The organism is Microbulbifer donghaiensis (assembly GCF_900129095.1).
In the GTDB taxonomy this organism is placed as follows: domain Bacteria; phylum Pseudomonadota; class Gammaproteobacteria; order Pseudomonadales; family Cellvibrionaceae; genus Microbulbifer; species Microbulbifer donghaiensis.
The window spans coordinates 110,464-128,375 of sequence record NZ_FQVA01000004.1; the positions used below are offsets into that span (position 1 = coordinate 110,464).

Sequence of the window (17,912 nt, forward strand, 5' to 3'; positions counted from 1 at the left end):
ACCATCCTGTCCGGCTTCCGCAGAGTTGACGTCTCCCGCAGCAAGGAAGCTGATGTGGTGGAGGGGGAGAGGGTTCCACCGGCAATCAAATTGGGATTGGGGAGGAACTCCAGGGCTGCGGTCCGACAGACCTGTTCGGCGCGAGTAAGCCGGATGTCATGAGCTTCAAGCGGCTGCCATGCGCGGCGTCGGCGCTTTGTCCTCCCCTCGGCGCGGGGCGGGGACGATTGGGAAGTGGTAGAGGACTGGTTTTATTTTGCTCAACACCTTACCTTATACCGCCGTTTTTTGGGGTATGTAACAGGGACAAAGATGACAAGTATCGTAGCGGATATCGGCGGCACCAATGCGCGCTTCGCCATTGCCAGGCCGGTGGCGGGCGGTTACAAGCTGGAATCGCTGAAGGTGGTCGACTGCAAACGCTTTGATGGATTCGAGGCGGCGCTGCAGCACTGGCTGGAGGGGCTGGATCAGCCGCGGCCGGAGAAAGTGTGTATCGCCGCGGCCGGCCCGCTGGAGAAAACTGCTATGGGCGGGCGTGTCTATATGACCAACCTGGGCTGGACCATTACCACCGAGTCGCTGCGCAAAGAGTTCGCTTTCCCCAGGCTGGAACTGATCAACGACTTCGCCGCGCTGGCGCTGTCGCTGCCGCGGCTTTCTGAGGACGATTACCAGGTATTGCGCGATGCGCCGCGTACTCCGGATGCCGCCATGGCGGTGCTCGGCCCGGGCACCGGCCTGGGGGTGGCGGGGCTCGCCGTGGACAACGGCCGCTACCACGTGCTGGCCGGCGAGGGTGGCCACGCCAACCTGGCCGCGGCAACCGAGCGCGAGCTGGACCTGCTGCGAATACTGATCAAGACCCGCCAGCCGGTGTTCAACGAGTGGGTATTGTCCGGCAGCGGGCTGGTCAACCTCTACCGCGCGGTGTGCGAACTGAACGGCCGCCAGCCGGAAGACCTGACCCCACCGGATGTCAGCGCCCGCGGACTGGAGGGCTCGGATCCCATGTGCCGCGAGACGTTGCTGGATTTCCTTAATTTCCTCGGCAGCGCCGCCGGCGATGCGGCCCTTTATCTCGGGGCGCGCGGCGGAGTTTTCCTCGGTGGTGGTATACTGCCACGCATTGCGGAGCTGCTGCCGGAAAGTGAATTCGAACAGCGCTTCCTCAACAAGGGCAGGGTGGAGACGTGGATGGAGACGGTTCCGCTCTACGCCCTCAACGCCGGCTATCAGGCCCTGATCGGTGCCGCGGCGCATCTGGAAAGCTGAGTCGGTCCGCGAAAAAATTTAAGTAAAACAAAGAGTTAAGGTGTTTTACGGTGCCCCCTCACAGGGCGCCACGGATTCTCCCGCCTCCTCCCCCCTCGGGGGAGGATGTTATGGATGAGGGGCAGGCCTAGGATGCAAGGTCTCACCATAACGATAAGTCCAGGGAGAAGATGATGAGTCTATCCAACAAAGGTAAAGGGGCCTTTAAGCCCACTTTGCTGTCAGCTGCCATCGCGGCTTCTGTGACCGCCTCTTTTGGGGTGTACGCGCAGGAGCAGGAGGCACTGGAAGAGGTAACCGTTACCGGCATCCGCACCAGTGTGCTGGATTCCGTAGAAGCCAAGCGCAACGCCGACGTCGTTGCCGACGTGGTTGACGCCGGTGCCCTGGCATCGCTGCCCGACCAGTCCATCGCCGACGCCCTGGGCCGACTGCCCGGCGTAACCACCGTGCGCGATTCCGGTCAGTCCTCACAGCTGAATATCCGCGGTATGAACGGCGATTTCCTGCAGACCACCCTGAATGGTCGCGAGCAGGCGTCCACCGCCGGCTACACCGAGAGCACCCGCTGGATCTCCTTCGACCAGTACCCGGCCGAGCTGATCAGCCAGGCGGCAGTGTACAAATCACCGAAGGCTTCCCATATCGAGGGTGGCGTTGCCGGCTCTGTCGAGCTGAAGACCGCTAATCCGCTGGACGCAGCCAACCCGCACAATTTCAACGCCAACGTGCGCATGTCCTATAACGACGGCGCACAAGACGTCGGTGCCGACGAATTCGGCCAGCGCGTGACCCTGTCCTACATGGGCAAGTTCATGGACGACAAACTGGGCGTATCTCTCGGCTACTCCAACCTGGAGCAGCCCAACAGCTTCACCAAGAACCGCGCCGGCGCTGACGGCCAGATCGGCTACGACAACACTGCCGATATCAATGGCGACGGTTCCAGCGATGCCCGCGCGCGCGCTTTCCAGTGGCAGGCCGGTAACGGCACCGATACCCGCAACGGCTACCTGGCCAGCGTGGTGTTCCAGCCCACCGACAACCTGAAGGCGCAGCTGGACTACTTCAAGTCCGATTTCGAGCGCATCGACACCCGCCACGGCATCACCGTGGGTGGTCTTCAGAATACCGGCAGCTTTGCCCTGTCCGATGCCACTGTAAACGGCGGCGTGGTCACCGGCGCAACCGTCGGCATCACCGATCCGAAGACCGAGTGGGATTCCAGCCCCTGGTTCGAAGCCCGTACCGAAGACCAGTCCACTCAGGCAGACACCGACAGCATCGGCCTGAACCTCGAGTGGAATATCAACGACCGCAACACCCTGGTATTCGACTACTCCACCAGTGAAGGCACCAAGACCCGCAAGGACCAGATCGCGTCCATGCACGCCTACGACCTGACGACTGATGCCAATGGCAACCTGGTCGCCTGGGAAGAGGCCGCCGGTCAGAGCTTCACCTACTCCGCCAATGGCGACGGTATTGCGAATGCGATGTTCGACGGTGTGGATTTCACCGATCTGAGCAACATGCGCCTGTCCCGCTACGAGGAGTACCCGCACAAGTACACCGACGAAGTGGAAGCCTTCAAGGTTGACTACAAGTTCGACCTGGAATGGGGTGCAATCGCCTCCATCGAAGCCGGTTTCCGTTCTTCCGAGCGCACCTTCGATTCCGACCGCGGAACCTTCCTGTACGGCAGCCGCGACGGCCAGTACAACGGTTACTGCGCTGACAACCTGTCCGATATCGAGTGTATGCCGCAGGAACTGGATGGTTTCGTCAAGGTTGGTTCTGTTGACGGGGCGCCGGATCACTTCGTGATTACCGATATGGACGCCCTGGCCACCAGCATTTTCGGTGCCGGCAACTATAACGGTAAGAAAGTATTCAGCCGCGACTGGACCTTTGTTGAGTCCGGTTCTGTGACCGAAGACGTGTTCGCCTACTACCTGATGGCCAACATCGACACCCAGCTGGGCGGCATTCCGGTCACCGGTAACTTCGGCGTGCGCGTTGTCGAAACCGACATCAAGGCCAGTGGCCTGCAGAACGTCGGCAGCGGCAACGGTATCTCGATCACCGATGACGTGGGTATGACCCAGGACAATTACGACTACGTAACCTACGGCCCTGAGTTCACCGATACCCTGCCGTCCCTGAACCTGAACTTTGAGCTGACCGAGCAGGATTACATCCGCTTCGCCGCCGCCAAGGTCCTGGGTCGCCCGCCGGTCGGCCAGCTGAAAGGCGGTGCCGGTTCCTGGAACAGCGTGAACTCCGACGGCAACGACGAGTACAACGTATGGACCAAGGGCTCTCCGTACCTGGATCCGTTCCGCGCGAACCAGATCGATCTGGCCTATGAGCACTATTTCGAAGACGGTGGTGCGGTTACCGCGGCGCTGTTCTGGAAGGACATCGAAAGCCTGGTCGAGAAGCAGTACATCTACCTCGACACCCAGGCCGAGCGTACCGCGCTGTTTGACCAGCTGGGTATCGAACTGCCGGCAGGCCTGGAGGCCGGTGCCTTCGAGACCTACGTCAACAACGACAAGGGTGGCTACATCCGCGGTATCGAACTGGCCGGCACCAAGACTTTCGACCAGCTGCCGGGCATCTTTGCCGGCCTGGGCCTGACTGCCAGCTACTCCTATACCGAGAGTGAGACCGAAGTAACCGGCGGCAACCTGTACGGTCAAAGCCTGCCGCTGCCGGGCCTGTCCGAGAACGTGTGGAGTACCACCGCATTCTGGGATATCGGTAACTTCAGCTCCCATATCAACGTCCGCTATCGCGATGAGTTCATCCTGAACATGCCGATTCCGGGCAGCTCCACGCCGGTTATGGCGCAGGACTACACCACGGTTGATGCCCAGGTTTCCTACGGCTTCGACAACGGTATCGACGTAGTCTTCTCCGCCAACAACCTGACGGACGAGGGCGACGTAAAAGCCTATGGTGTCGATGGCACCCTGGGCGAATACACCGAGTTCGGCCGCCAGTACTACCTGGGCGTGAACTACAAGTACTAAGCGTCAGTGATTTTCCCCGGGGCTCCCCGGGGTCTCACAGGGAACCGCCCGCCGAGCTCCGCTTGCCGGGCGGTTTTTTTTGATGCACAAATATTTTGGCTGGGATTTCCGGCCTGCAGACATGTTGCGAGGTGCCATGAACGATCATAAGAAACGCGTTGTTATCCTCGGCGGCGGCACCGCCGGCTGGATCACCGCCAACCTGATGGCCACCCATTGGAAGGACAAAGGCTTCGATATCACCCTGGTGGAATCGCCGGACATCGGCATCATCGGTGTCGGTGAGGGCTCCACACCGCCGCTGAAGGGCTTTATGGATGTGATCGGCGTTAAAGAATCCGAGTGGATGCCCGAATGTAACGCCACCTACAAAGTGGGTATCACCTTCAAGGACTGGTCTACCAAGCCGGGCTTTACCGAGTACGTCCACCCGTTCCTGGCGCAGCCGGACCAGTTCACCGCGCCGGCGTTCTTCCACAACAGTTTCCTGCGGCGCAAGGGTGTCGATCTCGAGGGACACCCGGATCATTTCTTTCTCGCCACCGAAATGATTCGCCAGAAACTGGCGCCGGTAACACCGGAGAACTTCCCGTTTGAAATTGCCTACGGCTACCACTTCGATTCCGGCCTGCTGGGGAAATTCCTCGCGCGCGTCGCGGAAAAGAAAGGGGTCAAGTACAAGAGCGCGACGGTAACCGACGTTCTCCTCGATACGCAGGGCAATATCGACTGCCTGAAAACCGCCGAGGGTGAAACGCTCAAGGCCGATCTGTACGTGGACAGCTCCGGCTTCCGCGGCCAGCTGATTCAGCAGGCATTGAAAGTGCCGTTCCAGAGTTGCGCCGAGAGCCTGTTCAACGACTCCGCGGTGGTGTTCGCCACCGAGCAGGAGGAGAGCTACGCGCCGCACACCATCTCCACTGCGCTGAAATACGGCTGGGCCTGGAAGATCCCTCTAACCAATCGCAACGGCAACGGTTATGTATACAGCTCCCGCTTCGTCGATGACGATAAGGCCGAGACCGAGTTCCGTCAGCACCTGGGGCTGCTCGACAGCGATGTCGAGGCGCGTCGCCTGAAGTTCAAGGTCGGTCGCGTCGAACAGCACTGGGCCAAAAATTGCCTGGCGGTGGGCCTGTCGCAGGGGTTTATCGAGCCGCTCGAGGCCACGGCCCTGGATATGGTGCAGGAAACCGTAACGCGCTTTATCGAGGCGTATAACAACGGCAACTACACCGATAAATACCGCAAGGAGTTCAACGACCGTATCAGTGGCCGCTTCGATGCGGTGCGCGACTACATTGTCTGTCACTACCGTATCACCTCTCGCTCGGATAGCGATTATTGGATCGCTAATGGCAGTAACGAGAAAATATCCCCGTCGCTGCGCGCGATATTGATGTCGTGGATGGCCGGCAAGAATATTACCGATGAACTGCTGGACCAGAAACTGGATGTCTACTTCCCCAATGTGTCCTGGAACTGCCTGCTGACCGGCAAGGGCATCTACCCGCCGCAGGAACAGCTGCGCCCGGGTAACGAGCTGGCCAACAAGTACAAGATGGAAGACATTCACGAGTTTATCCGTCGCTGCGCACTGAATTTCAAGTCGCACCAGGAGCAACTGCAGTTGCTGCGCCAGTGAAGCGGTGATCGCGGTGACTGAACTTTTTCGGGCTGACAGTGAGGATCCGCGGCAGTTTTTTCTGCACTACTTACTGCAATTGAGCGGACTGGTGGAGCGCGCCGTTGCCTGCGGAGAGTCGTCCGGTAACGGCGGCGATGCGCTGATGGATGCCCGCCTGGCACCGGATATGTTTTCCTTTTCTCAGCAGGTCAGCACGGCGGCAGGGTTTTCACTGCGCGCCCTGTTACCGCTCGCCGGGCTGGAGGTGCCGAAGCTGGTTCAGGTGCAGAGCGGCGCAGAGCTGTTGGAGTTGATCCGCTGGGTCAGCGGTGTCGTGGAAGAAATTCCGAAAGAAAAATTGCAGGGCTTCGAAAGCAGGGAAATAAATACTGCAGCAGGGTTTGCTGAACAGTGTTTCAGCGGCTGGGAGTATCTGCAGTTCTACACCATACCCAACTTTCTCTTTCACCTGTCAATGGCCTACGGGATATTGAGAAGCCACGGCGTGCCATTGGGCAAGGCGGATTTTGACGGTTTCCACGCATACCCGCCAGGTTTCAGGTTTTCCGGATAATAAAAAACCACGGGATAAACCGCGGTTTTTTATTACCTTTCCGCACACCGGCGGATTTGCTCAATCGGCGCTGTCCTGATTGTTTTCCTGTACCGGTATCTGTTCCAGCTGGGTTTTCAACTCCCCGAGTTTTTCCTTGACCCGCGCCGCATTGTCCGGCCCCATTCGAATCATCAGCTTGTGCAGGCCCGGCAGCTTCTCCAGTTTCGGATCGGCGAACTTGTAATAGACCGACGGGCGCACCAGCTTAATGGGGCCGTCGACCTCCGGTGCGGCGAGCACCTGGTCAATGGTTTCCAGCATTTCCTGGTGAAAATTCTTGTTGCGGATCCCCAGCTCGCCATAGGCCTGGGCCAGGCGCGGGTACCAGTAGCGATAGAGGGCCACGGCGGCGTCGGTATCCATCAGCGCGAACAGTCGTACCGGCTGGTCGTAGCGGTGGTAATTGTCGGGGGAAAGCACCATGCCGGTGGCGCCATCTTCGGCAACGATGATGGGACCCTTGATGGTTTTCAGCGGGCGGTGCTTGTGGATCAGCTCACCGCGGGAGCCAGCGTTGACGGCGGCGACCCACTTGCGCACCACTTCGTCGGGCACCAGCCACTTCGCCAGGGCGCCGTCCGGCGCCAGGCTCATCAGGTCCTTCAGCGCGGCTTCGTCGCTTTCGTTCAGCGGCGGGGGCGGTCCTCTCTCGGGCTCGGTGACGGGGGCGGGTTCGGCGGGCGGTGGCGCCGCGACTTCCGGCAGGGGTTCGGGCTCGGCTTCCGGGGCGGGTTCCTCTACGACAGGTGGTGCGAGTTCCTTGGCTTTGTCGGCGGACAGATACCAGTAGGCCACCGCCGCCAGTACGACGACCACGACGACGCCGATGATCCAAGCCTGGCTGGATTCATGCTCCCTCATTCCCTGCCTCCTGTTGTTGCGCTTTCGGAATTGGACCGCGACTGCGCCGAGCGGTTTCGTCGCGGCCCGAAACCGCTACCTTACTCCCCGACAGTTTGGGCCGCAAAGTTTTCCCGTTGAAACAACCATAGAAGGGCGTCGGCCAGTTCGCCGCGCCAGAATTTCTCGTTGTGTTCGCCATCGGCGGCCAACTTCGCCTGCCAGCTGCCGGCGGGCAGGCTGCGCGACAGTATTTCCCCCATCCGCTCGAAGTTCTGCACCATCTCATCGCCTTCGCGACCGCCCATCAGCAGGTATAGGCGGGCATCCTGCGGCGCTGCCTGCTCCGCCATCGGCAGTATCTGCGGGCCGACCCAGTAGGCGGGTGAAAAGATCCCGGCCTTGCTGAAAACCTGCGGGTAGCGATTGATGGCGTAGTGGGAGATCAGGCCGCCCATGGAGCTGCCCATAATGGCGGTGTTGTCGCGGTCGGGCAGGGTGCGGTAGTCGCGGTCGATCTGCGGCTTCAGCTGTTCGACGACAAACCGCAGATAGGCTGCGCCCTCACCGGCGCCAAATTTCTCGTGATCGTAGGGGTTCAGCTCGGTCATGCGCTGGTCGCCGCCGTGATCGATGCCGACGACGATCACTTCGAGGCCGTGGGAGGCGGCCAGGCCATTCAGCGTTTCATCCACGCCCCATTCGCCGACGAAGGAGGTGGCATCGTCGAACAGGTTCTGGCCGTCGTGCATATACAGTACCGGATAGCGTTGCTCTGACGAGTCGTAGGAGGGCGGCAGGTAGATGCGGACGGTGCGCTGGCGCTGCAGGGCCTCCATCGTCAGCGGTGACAGGGTGGTCACGTTGGCCTGGGCGGTGGAGGTGGCAGTACTGTTATCGCTGCCGTCGCAGGCGATCAGCAAGAGGGCAAGCAAGCCAGTGAACAGGCCGAGCCTAAAGACTCTCGGCGCGCGCCCGAGGATTCGGCCGGCTTTTCTGCCGCGGGTGGAATTTATTGTGGTGATCATGCCGGCATCCTCGCGGATTGATAGTGGGGGCTTCAATACTATGCGCGGCGCGGCCTGCCGCGCCTACGCCCCCGGGACGGGAGGATGCGCGAAATGCCGTGCGCATTACAGTAGTCTGGCCATTTTCTGAGCGATGACTCCAGAGACAGAACAATGAAAAAACTCACCAGCCTCCTGGCGGCGCTGCTCCTGTGCGGAGCGCAGGTTGCCGGCGCGACCAGTCAACCGGACCCTTTCTGGCGCAATGCCACCGTCTATTTCATGCTGACGGACCGCTTTCACAACGGCAATCCGGACAACGACCTGGCCTACGGGCGCAAGGGCGATGCCGACCAGTTGCGCGGCTTTCACGGTGGCGACCTGCAGGGCGTCATCGACAAGCTGAACCAGGGTTATTTCAACGCGCTGGGCGTGGATGCGCTGTGGATGTCCCCGGTGTACGAACAGATACACGGCGCCACCGACGAGGGCACCGGGCGCACCTACGCCTACCACGGTTACTGGCCCAAGGACTGGACCAGCGTGGACCGCAACTTCGGCAGCGAGGGCCTGCTGGCGGAGCTGATCGAGACGGCGCACCGCCGGGGTATTCGGGTACTGCTGGATGTGATCGTGAACCACACCGGCCCGGTGACCGGGCAGGATCCCGTGTGGCCGGAGGAGTGGAGTCGCACCGAATCCGTGTGCGACTGGTCTGGTTTTGCCGGTACCGTCAGCTGCATGCTGGTCGACAACCTGCCGGATATCCGCACCGAGAGCGAACAGCCGGTCGAGTTGCCGCCGCAGCTGGTCGCCAAATGGAAGCGCGAAGGGCGCCTCGACCAAGAGCAGGCCGAGCTGGATGCATTCTTCGCGCGCACCGGCTACCCGCGCGCGCCGAAATACTACCTGGTGAAGTGGGCCACCGACTGGGTGCGGGAATACGGCGTGGACGGATTCCGCGTGGACACGGTCAAGCATGTCGAGCCGGAAGTCTGGCGGGCACTCAAAAAGGAAGCGAGCATCGCCCTGGCCGAGTGGAAAGCAAAACACCAGGATAAGAAACTCGACGACCGCGAGTTCTTTATGGTCGGTGAGGCCTATGGCTACGGCGTCAGCGGTGGGCGCGATTTCGATTTCGGTGATCGTCGCGTGGATTTCTTCGACTACGGCTTCGACAGCCTGATCAACTTCGATATCGCCGCGCGTGCCGGCCGGGAAGATATGGAGTCGATCTTTTCCCGCTACTCGGGGCTTCTGCATGGCGGCCCGCTGGAGGGCGTGGGTGTACTCAACTACCTGACGTCCCACGACGATATGAATTCCTTTGATCGCGAGCGCAAGCGCGTGCGCGAAGCTGCGCTCAAGCTGATGCTCGCACCGGGTGCGGCGCAGATCTACTACGGCGATGAGCTGGCCCGGCCGCTCACCGCGCCCGAAGCCCGGGGTGATGCCCAGCTGCGCAGCCCGATGAACTGGGGCGATCTGGAAAAGGCGGAAACCCGCGAATTACTGACTCTCTGGCAGAAGCTCGGCCAGTTCCGCCAGGCTCATCCGGCAGTGGGTGCCGGAGTACACAGGAAGCTGGCGGACAAGCCCTATACCTTTGCCCGTACTCTGGACGGCGAACAATCGGTGCTGGTGGCATTCGATATCGAGCGCGGCAAAAAACGCATATCCGTAGCAGGTATTTTTGCCGATGGCGCCGTGCTGCAGGACTATTACTCCGGTCAGCGGCTAACCGTGCGCAACGGCGAGGTGCGCTTCGACAGCGAATACGATCTGGTGTTGCTCGCGCCTGCAAAAAAGCAGGGCTGATAGCGTCAGTAACTCGTGCAGTAGGTACCGGCGGTGCTTCAGATTAACACCGCCGGCATTGCCACTTTAGTTTGCGTCGGTCTCGGTGGTGGTGAACTGGTTACACACCATCACATCCACATCCAACTGGCCGATCACCCGCTCGGCAGTGTTGCCGCGCAGCAGGGAACCGGTGGCACCGTACTGGTTGAGTGTGCCCATGACCACCACATCGGCGTCGATTTCCCGCGCTACTTCCTCCACCACGTCACTGGTATAGCCCCGCTTTACGTGAATGCGATGGGTCGGCACGCCGGTTTTGTCTGCCAGCTTGGCCAGCGCGCCGCGATCCGGATAGCGCATGGAATCCAGGAAGGCATTCACCAGGTGCAGTTCGGCATCGTAGTTCGCGGCAATGTACTTGGCGCGCTCGCTAATCTGGCGATTGAGCTGGCGCTGCTCGTGGGTCTTGGCCTGGTAGTTGACGGTTGCCAGCACCACCTTGCGGCGGTCCTTGGCGCCGGGGCGGATCAGTACCACTGGGCAGCGGGCGGTTTTCAGTACCTGCCATTTGGATTCGGCAAAGGTAAAGCGGCGGCTGCTCTTGGCGTGCACCGGCAGGTAGATCATTTCGGCATTGCAGCGTTTAGACTCCTGCACGATGGCGGCCTGCCAGTCACTGGACCAGCACACGGTAATCTGACACTCGAGCCCGGCCGCGGCGATCGGTTCGCGAATCTGTTCGCGAAACCAGGATTCGTCGCGGAACAGGTGATCGTTGACCGCGCGGGTATCGACGGCCTCACCGTCCACGGCCACGAACACCGCCAGCCGCGGCTGCGGGTTGCGCATCTGCGCCGTGGTCAGCGCGCGCTCCAGTGCCACATGTTGTTCATCATTGGGATCCACGACTACGAATAGAGTGGTCTGCTGCTCCATCTTTCCTCCTGCTTGCCGGGGATATCTCCGGCTTTTCATCGCTGTTTGACTTGGCGGTCTAATCTATCACGGCGCGCCAATGAACCGGTGATTTTGCCGGCGATGAATGTGTATTGACGCGCCAGATTCAGCGCTCATGATGGAGGATACTGAGAGGCATGAATTGAGCTAGATCAAGACCGCGTCGCACGCCGGGCCTCGGACCGGTATAGCGGGGCCAGCTGGGGCTGAGGGCGACAGGCGTGAGGCAGGTTGGGTGGGTTGCAGGGCTTGCCGGCGAGCGTCAGGATCGGACCTGGCGGCCTTTGTTCGACTGCGATAGTGGTCCCGACGCTAAAGCTCGCCATGCCGGCGCGGGCCGGCATCCGGAGGGGTAGATTGCGGCCTGCGCCGCAATGACGAGCTAGAGGCTAGTTGTTTACACGGAAAATATGGCTGGCGAACGGCGCCAGTTGCAGGGCAATTTTTCCGTTGCCGTCGCGCACCAGCAATTCGCCTTCTGTCTGGCCGAGCTGATCCGCAACCGTGTGGCTTCCCTCTGCCAGGTTCCACTGCTGCAGCAGTTCTTCGGGCAACTGCAGTTCCACTTCCCGCACTTCCTTGTCGAAATTCGCAACCACCAGCAAACGCTCGTCACCGGCCCAGCGTGCAAACGCAAACAGCTTGTCATCGTAGCCCTGCGCGCGTTCGCTGTTGTAGTTGTGCAGATCCAAGTACTCGCCGCGCAGGGCCGCGCTGCTGGTGGAGAAACTCAGCAGGCGCTGATAGAAATCGCGCAGCGCTTTTTCATCCTCGCTCAGCTGGGCGGTATTCCACTGGCCGTCGTTATTCCAGCGGCGCACAGTGGGGACGGACCAGTAGTCAAAGATGGTCGTGCGGCTCGCCTTGCCGAAACCGGCATCCGCACCGGCAGCTTCCCCCAGTTCCTGGCCGAAGTACACCAGCGTGGGTGCCGCTGTCACTGTGGCGGAGACCAGCATGGCCGGCTTGCCGGCTTCCGCATTGCCGGCAAATTCGGGACTGGCGATACGCTGTTCGTCGTGGTTTTCCATAAAGTGCAGCATATGCGGGGCGATATCCTGCAGCTCTGCCTGGATTTCCGCGACCTTATTGGTGCTGCCTTTGCCTTGCATCACTGCGCGGATGGCATCGTAGGTGCCGACCTTGTCATAGAGGTAGTCCATCTTGCCGACGTGAATGTAGTCGCGGTAGCGCTCCGGAGTGTAGATCTCGGCGAGCAGCAGCGTGTCCGGCTTCTTCATCTTGATGGACGAGTTCAGGTAGCTCCAGAATTCCACCGGTACCATGCCGGCCATATCGTAACGAAAGCCGTCCACGCCGAAGTCCAGCCAGTAATGGGCGATATCGCGGAATTTCTGCCAGGAATCCGGCACTTCCTTATCGGCCCAGAATGCCGCATGGGCGGCGTAGTCTTTCTGGGCAAATTCCGCGGACAGCTCCGGGAAATCCTTGCTGCCGTCCGGGCGCACGCCGAAATTGATCTTGACCGTCTCGTACCAGTCGTCGATGGCGGGCTGCGGACTGCGCGCACCGTTACCGGTCCACTTGGCCGGGCTCTCGGCAAACTGGTCGTCGACCAGCGGATTGGCTTCGCCATTCAGCGGGCGGTAGCCGGCATCGGAAACCGGCACGCGGAATTCTTCGCCGGTAACGTAATAGAAGTTGTTGTCGCGCGCATAGGTCACCGACGTATCGTCATCGGCACCGAAGTCGCGCACGCCGTCGGGCTTGTCCAGGGACTGGTAGGCTCGTGCTACATGATTGGGCACGATGTCGATAATGACTTTCAACTCCTGCTCGTGGCTGCGATCGATCAGCGCGCGGAATTCCTGCAGCCGCTCCGCGGGATTTTCGGCGAGGTCAGGGTTTACGCTGTAGTAGTCCTTGATCGCGTAGGGAGAGCCGGCGCGGCCCTTGACCACGTCCGGGTCGTCGTTGCTGATGCCGTAGTCGGTGTAGTCGCCCACCAGCGCGTGGTGCAGGGAGCCGGTATACCAGATATGGGTGGCGCCGAGATCGTGGATCTCCTGCAGAACCTTGGGCGTAAAGTCATTGAATTTGCCGACGCCATTCTCTTCGATGGTACCCCAGGGCTTGTTGGTGGGGTTGGTGTTGCCGAACAGGCGCGGCAGCACCTGGTAGATCACCGGCTTTTCCACGGATTGGGTTTCGGCTTCGACAACCTGTTCGGATTTTTCCGCGCAGCCGCTCGCGGTGGCGAGCAGGGCGGCGGCAAAGAGTGTTTGGAATTTCTTCATCGGTTTGTGTGCTCCCGCATCTGTCTATCGGTGTAGGAGCCTGCTTTCAGGCGAAGAGAACGGCACTCCGTAGCCATTCGCCTGCAAGCAGGCTCCTACAGGGAGAGTTCAGTAGGATGGGCAAAGCGCAGGCAGAAAAATGCTCCGTGCGTTTTCTGCATCCCCGCTGGGCGGCACCCCGCCATCCATGGCGGGCTCGTGCCCATCAGTTTCCGAGCGATGGGCACGTCGCTGCGCTCCTTTGCCCATCCTACGCTTAGTTCTTGACGGCCAATTGCAGCGGCTGCTTGCCCCAGGTGAACTTCACCAGCAGCTGATCGTTGCGCTTGTCATACCAGGCACCCTGTGGCGCAGCGGCAAAGTCTTTCTCGCGCTGGAACAGGGTTAGCGCATCGCCGTCGGCTTCGATGCTGGCGGGTGACTGCTGCCAGTTGTGGATGTTCAGGGTGATCGTCCGCGCTTCCGGCATGCCCTTGTAGCCATCGCCTTCGCGGTCGAAGGCGAAGTCGATACCGCCGTCGCTGCGGTTGGCTGTGAAGGTCAGTTTCTCGTAGTGACCGCGGTCGAAGGCATCCACCGTGGTACCGTCATCCTCGTAGATGTAAGCGCTGGATTGCGGCGCCGACTCGTGCGCGTAGTAGTCCAGCGTCAGTGCCTTGCTGGAGTAGTCGCGGGTGGTGGCGATGTCGTCGATGGTGGGGATAAAGGCTCCGGCGCGCACCAGCACCGGGATAGTTTCCAGGTCCACGTCCACCTGTGCCAGGTCACCGCTGTACTGGTCGTCATTCCAGTAATCGAACCAGACGCCGCCAGGCAGTTTCACGCTAACTTCGTCGACGTCAGCTTCGGTCACCGGTGCCACCAGGAAATCGTCACCCCACAGGTAGGCATCTTTGTAGTCGATCAGTGCCGAGTCGCTTTCATTTTCAAAGAACAGTGGGCGCATCAGCGGCATGCCGGTCTGGCTGTTCTCGAATGCCAGCGTGTAGTTGTAGGGCAGCAGGCGGTAGCGCAGTTTGACGAATTCACGCGTGATGTTCCTGGTGCGGCGGTCGTGGAACACCGGCTCGGAGGCGATGTGCTCCTGCGCGTGCGGGCGGTACACCGGCTGGAAGACACCGTACTGCAGCCAGCGGATGTAGAGTTCGCGATCGAACTTCTCGCCGCCGGCAAAACCGCCCAGGTCCGAATGGGTGTAGCCGAAACCGAGCAGGCTCATGCTCAGTGCCAGTTCCACCTGTGGCTGCAGGCCGCCCCATTCGCGGGCCACGTCGCCGGTCCAGGGGATCATGCCGTAGCGCTGGGAACCGGCGAAGCCGGCGCGCATCATGATAAAAGGGCGTCGCTCCGGGTATTGCGCCGTCTGCTTGTCGTGCAGCAGCTGGGCCCATTTGTGGCCGTAGGCGTTGTGTATCTCGTCCGCCATGCCGATCGCATGTACCGTGTCGGACGGGTGCACTTCCGGCTCGCCCAGGTCGCCCCACCAGCCGGCCACGCCCTGCTGCAGCAGGCCGTCGTAGATATTCCAGAACCAGTCGCCGGCCTCTTCAGAAAAGACATCGATCAGACCGGTGTTGCCGAAGTAGAAGTCGAAGCGCTTCGGCTGGCCGGCGAGATTTTTCGCCAGCGCGTTGTTGGCGACCGCCTCGTCCCAGCGCTCGGAGGTGGACAGGATAAACGGCTCGGTAACCAGGATGGTGTTGATGCCGCGCTCGTTGAAGTCGGCCATCATCTTTTCCGGCCGCGGAAAGGCGTTTTTGTCCCAGGCCAGGTTGCCCATATGGCCCTTGATATCGGGGCCGAACCAGTAGAGATCCAGCACCACCGCATCCAGCGGGAAATCCTCTTCGGCGAACTTATCCACGGTCGCGCGCACTTCCTGCTCGGTGCGGTAGCCGAAGCGGGAGGCGAAGTTGCCCAGCGCCCAGCGCGGCGGCAGCGGCTGTTTGCCGGTGACGGCCACATAGTTTTCGATCAGCTGCGGATAGGTATCGCCGGCGACGATGATGTAGGAGGTGCGGCCGCCGACGGCCTCGAACTGCAGTACGTCCTCTTCGCTCGCCCCCAGGTCCAGGTTGCCGGTGGCGGAGTTGTCGAACAGCAGTATGTACTTGTTGCTGGACATGACCGCCGGCAGCGAGAAATACATCTGGCTGGATTCGGTCGTATAGCCGTAGTGGGCGCGATTGTAGAGCGGCAGGCGCTGGCCGCGGCGGTCCATGCCCAGCACGCGCTCGCCGCCGCCGAGGAGTTTCTCCTGCGGAGCCAGCGCAAAGCGGAAGCCGCGCATCGTCTCGTTGGCGAAGAAGCCGAGCTCCTCACCGATCAGCGGCTGCTGGTTGCGCAGGTAGTCGATACGGAAAGGGGACTTGTGAATGACGGCGGTAAGGCCGTCGGTGCGGTAAACCAGCCTGTCCTTCTCTTCGTCTAGCGTCGCCTTCGGCGCACGTTCGCTGCTGCTGTCGATCGCGAAGGAGGGCAGCTGCTTGAGGCCGTCGCGCTGGTAATGCACTTCCAGTGCGGCTGTGCCCAGCGGGCTGAGGGTTACGCTGCCGTCGCTGGTCTCGATGGTGAGTGAGTGTTCACCGAGACGGTGACTGCGATAGTCTCTGTGGTCGGCAGACTGCACCTGGACCGCGACGCAGAGTGCGGCAAGGCCGAGCAGGCCCCTGAAAGAGTGGCGTAGAAGAGAGAATTTCCGGATCATCGCGCAACTTCATCTGATTATTGTGGGATCTCGGCGCCGCGCAGGCGCACGGTGCCTGAGCCTATGCTAGAGCCGTGACCGCCGCCCGCATCCTCCCCCGCGGGGGCTGATGGCCGCCGCTGGCCCCCGTGCCAGAATCGCCGCATAACCATAATCAGTGATCAGCGGTGACTCCTATGTCTCAAACATCCGGCGCGACGGTGCAGCCAGTGAAACAGCCCAAACTGCCGTTCTGGCAGGTGTGGAATGTCAGCCTCGGTTTCCTCGGCGTGCAGTTCGGCTTTGCGCTGCAGAACGCCAATGCCAGCCGCATCCTGTCGGACCTGGGTGCAGACCTGCATTCGCTGTCGCTGTTCTGGATAGTCGCACCGCTGATGGGCCTGATCGTGCAGCCGATCGTCGGCTCCGCCTCCGACCGCACCTGGAACCGTTTCGGCCGCCGCAACCCCTATATCCTGTTCGGTGCCATCGCCGCCGCCCTGGGAATGGCGTTTATGCCGAACGCGGGCATCGTGGTAGCCTTTATCGCGCCGATTCTGTTCGGCGGGGTGATGCTGGCGCTGATGGATGCGGCCTTCAATGTGACCATGCAGCCGTTCCGCGCCCTGGTCTCCGATATGGTGCCGTCCGAGCAGCGCACACTGGGCTACTCGATCCAGTCACTGCTGATCAATATCGGTGCCGTGTTCGGCTCCATGCTGCCGTTTATCCTGACTAACGTGATCGGCCTGGAGAACACCGCGCAGGCCGGTGAGGTGGCGCCGTCGGTCATCTGGGCTTTCTATATCGGCGCCTCGGTACTGCTCGGCAGCGTGCTGTGGACCGTGTTTCGCACCAGGGAATACGCCCCCAAAGAGTACAACGCCTACAAGGGCATCGATGCGGACCAGCTGGCGCGTGAGCGCGCCGAGCGCAAGTCCCTGCCGCAGCGCCTCGGCGGCTTCTTCCAGCTGCTATTCACCATGCCGAAGACCATGCGCCAGCTGGCGCTGGTGCAGTTCTTCTCCTGGTTTGCGCTGTTCATCATGTGGGTCTACACCACGCCGGCCATTACCCAGCATGTCTGGGGGGTGGAGGCCAAGTGGTTCGACCCGCACTATCTGGAAAGTGTGGGTCAGGTTCCCGCACATATTGCCGCGGCCAAGGGTGCTGCCGGTGACTGGGTAGGGATTATCTTCGCCGCTTATTCGCTGTTTGCGGCACTCTTCTCCATCGTGCTGGCGCGCATCGCCAATACCTTCGGCCGCAAGCCGACCTACGCGCTGTCGCTGTTGCTGGGTGGTCTCGGCTATATCAGCTTCCTGCTGTTCCAGGGTGGCGAAGCGACCCAGGTGAATCTGCTGATTACTGAGGTGACCGTGCCCAGCGGCGCGCTCGGCCTGCTGCTGCCGATGGTCGGCGTCGGTATCGCCTGGGCGGCGATCCTGGCCATGCCCTACGCGATCCTGTCCGACTCGCTGCCGGCCAGCAAGACCGGCGTCTATATGGGCATCTTCAATTTCACCATCGCCGCGCCGCAGATTATTTCCGCACTGGTGGCCGGTGCGATTTTGAAGGGTATCTTCGACAACCAGGCGATCTACATCATCGTGCTGGCCGGGGTGTTTATGATCCTCGGCGCCGTCTCGGTATCCTTTGTCCGCGAGGAGCGCGCCGAACAGGGCGGCGCGGTAGAGGAAGCGGTTACCGCCTGATACATGAAAGAGCCCCTCGATGAGGGGCTTCTTTATTCCCCGAGTATCTTCTCCGGCCGCTTCAATAGCGCACGTTTTTGACAAGTCACCGCG

The 17,912-nt window shown here is 61.1% G+C and carries 11 protein-coding genes; 6 read left to right on the top strand and 5 right to left on the bottom strand.

The features are described from left to right. Positions 1 to 312: 312 nt before the first annotated feature. The 4 genes from glk to BUC36_RS14275 all read left to right on the top strand — a co-directional run bounded on the left by glk (position 313) and on the right by BUC36_RS14275 (position 6,514). Positions 313 to 1,275 carry a glucokinase gene (gene glk, locus BUC36_RS14260; protein ID WP_073276336.1) on the top strand — a complete coding sequence of 321 codons (963 nt, stop codon included), beginning with the start codon at positions 313 to 315 and terminating at the stop codon, positions 1,273 to 1,275. Between the two features lie 173 nt (positions 1,276 to 1,448). Further along, positions 1,449 to 4,313 carry a TonB-dependent receptor gene (locus BUC36_RS14265; protein WP_073276338.1) on the top strand — a complete coding sequence of 955 codons (2,865 nt, stop codon included), beginning with the start codon at positions 1,449 to 1,451 and terminating at the stop codon, positions 4,311 to 4,313. A 136-nt stretch (positions 4,314 to 4,449) separates the two neighbouring features. Further along, positions 4,450 to 5,958, top strand: a complete 1,509-nt coding sequence (locus BUC36_RS14270) for a tryptophan halogenase family protein (RefSeq protein ID WP_073276605.1) — start codon at positions 4,450 to 4,452, stop codon at positions 5,956 to 5,958. 13 nt (positions 5,959 to 5,971) lie between these two features. Next, the gene (locus tag BUC36_RS14275) at positions 5,972 to 6,514 is read left to right on the top strand and encodes a DUF1993 family protein (RefSeq protein ID WP_159436026.1); all 543 of its coding nucleotides are present in this window, start codon (positions 5,972 to 5,974) and stop codon (positions 6,512 to 6,514) included. A gap of 60 nt (positions 6,515 to 6,574) precedes the next feature. Here BUC36_RS14275 and BUC36_RS14280 read toward each other — a convergent pair whose 3' ends face one another. Together BUC36_RS14280 and BUC36_RS14285 are read right to left on the bottom strand one after the other, a co-directional pair. Continuing rightward, complete coding sequence (locus BUC36_RS14280; RefSeq protein ID WP_073276340.1) at positions 6,575 to 7,417, bottom strand: DUF3014 domain-containing protein; 843 nt, start codon at positions 7,415 to 7,417, stop codon at positions 6,575 to 6,577. Positions 7,418 to 7,497: 80 nt separating this feature from the next. After that, on the bottom strand, positions 7,498 to 8,424 hold the full coding sequence (locus BUC36_RS14285; protein ID WP_073276342.1) for an alpha/beta hydrolase: 927 nt from the start codon (positions 8,422 to 8,424) through the stop codon (positions 7,498 to 7,500). 153 nt (positions 8,425 to 8,577) lie between these two features. Between BUC36_RS14285 and BUC36_RS14290 the strand changes: the two genes are divergently transcribed. After that, entirely contained in the window at positions 8,578 to 10,221 is a 1,644-nt protein-coding gene (locus BUC36_RS14290; RefSeq protein WP_073276344.1) for an alpha-amylase family glycosyl hydrolase, read from the top strand. A 66-nt stretch (positions 10,222 to 10,287) separates the two neighbouring features. Here BUC36_RS14290 and BUC36_RS14295 read toward each other — a convergent pair whose 3' ends face one another. The 3 genes from BUC36_RS14295 to BUC36_RS14305 all read right to left on the bottom strand — a co-directional run bounded on the left by BUC36_RS14295 (position 10,288) and on the right by BUC36_RS14305 (position 16,125). Continuing rightward, positions 10,288 to 11,139, bottom strand: a complete 852-nt coding sequence (locus BUC36_RS14295; RefSeq protein WP_073276346.1) for a universal stress protein — start codon at positions 11,137 to 11,139, stop codon at positions 10,288 to 10,290. 410 nt (positions 11,140 to 11,549) lie between these two features. Continuing rightward, positions 11,550 to 13,418: an alpha-amylase family protein gene (locus BUC36_RS14300; protein WP_073276348.1), complete on the bottom strand. Its 1,869-nt coding sequence runs from the start codon at positions 13,416 to 13,418 to the stop codon at positions 11,550 to 11,552. A 256-nt stretch (positions 13,419 to 13,674) separates the two neighbouring features. Further along, on the bottom strand, positions 13,675 to 16,125 hold the full coding sequence (locus tag BUC36_RS14305; RefSeq protein WP_073276350.1) for a glycoside hydrolase family 31 protein: 2,451 nt from the start codon (positions 16,123 to 16,125) through the stop codon (positions 13,675 to 13,677). Between the two features lie 176 nt (positions 16,126 to 16,301). On the opposite strand from BUC36_RS14305, the gene BUC36_RS14310 reads away from it, so the two are divergent. Then, entirely contained in the window at positions 16,302 to 17,819 is a 1,518-nt protein-coding gene (locus BUC36_RS14310) for an MFS transporter (RefSeq protein WP_073276352.1), read from the top strand. The last annotated feature ends 93 nt before the right edge of the window (positions 17,820 to 17,912 follow it).

Excerpts from the sequence above, each read along its gene's own strand:
- glk (WP_073276336.1), top strand. The coding sequence starts at position 313 with ATGACAAGTATCGTAGCGGATATCGGCGGCACCAATGCGCGCTTCGCC.
- BUC36_RS14265 (WP_073276338.1), top strand. The coding sequence starts at position 1,449 with ATGAGTCTATCCAACAAAGGTAAAGGGGCCTTTAAGCCCACTTTGCTG.
- BUC36_RS14270 (WP_073276605.1), top strand. The coding sequence starts at position 4,450 with ATGAACGATCATAAGAAACGCGTTGTTATCCTCGGCGGCGGCACCGCC.
- BUC36_RS14280 (WP_073276340.1), bottom strand. The coding sequence starts at position 7,417 with ATGAGGGAGCATGAATCCAGCCAGGCTTGGATCATCGGCGTCGTCGTG.
- BUC36_RS14285 (WP_073276342.1), bottom strand. The coding sequence starts at position 8,424 with ATGATCACCACAATAAATTCCACCCGCGGCAGAAAAGCCGGCCGAATC.
- BUC36_RS14290 (WP_073276344.1), top strand. The coding sequence starts at position 8,578 with ATGAAAAAACTCACCAGCCTCCTGGCGGCGCTGCTCCTGTGCGGAGCG.
- BUC36_RS14295 (WP_073276346.1), bottom strand. The coding sequence starts at position 11,139 with ATGGAGCAGCAGACCACTCTATTCGTAGTCGTGGATCCCAATGATGAA.
- BUC36_RS14300 (WP_073276348.1), bottom strand. The coding sequence starts at position 13,418 with ATGAAGAAATTCCAAACACTCTTTGCCGCCGCCCTGCTCGCCACCGCG.
- BUC36_RS14305 (WP_073276350.1), bottom strand. The coding sequence starts at position 16,125 with ATGATCCGGAAATTCTCTCTTCTACGCCACTCTTTCAGGGGCCTGCTC.
- BUC36_RS14310 (WP_073276352.1), top strand. The coding sequence starts at position 16,302 with ATGTCTCAAACATCCGGCGCGACGGTGCAGCCAGTGAAACAGCCCAAA.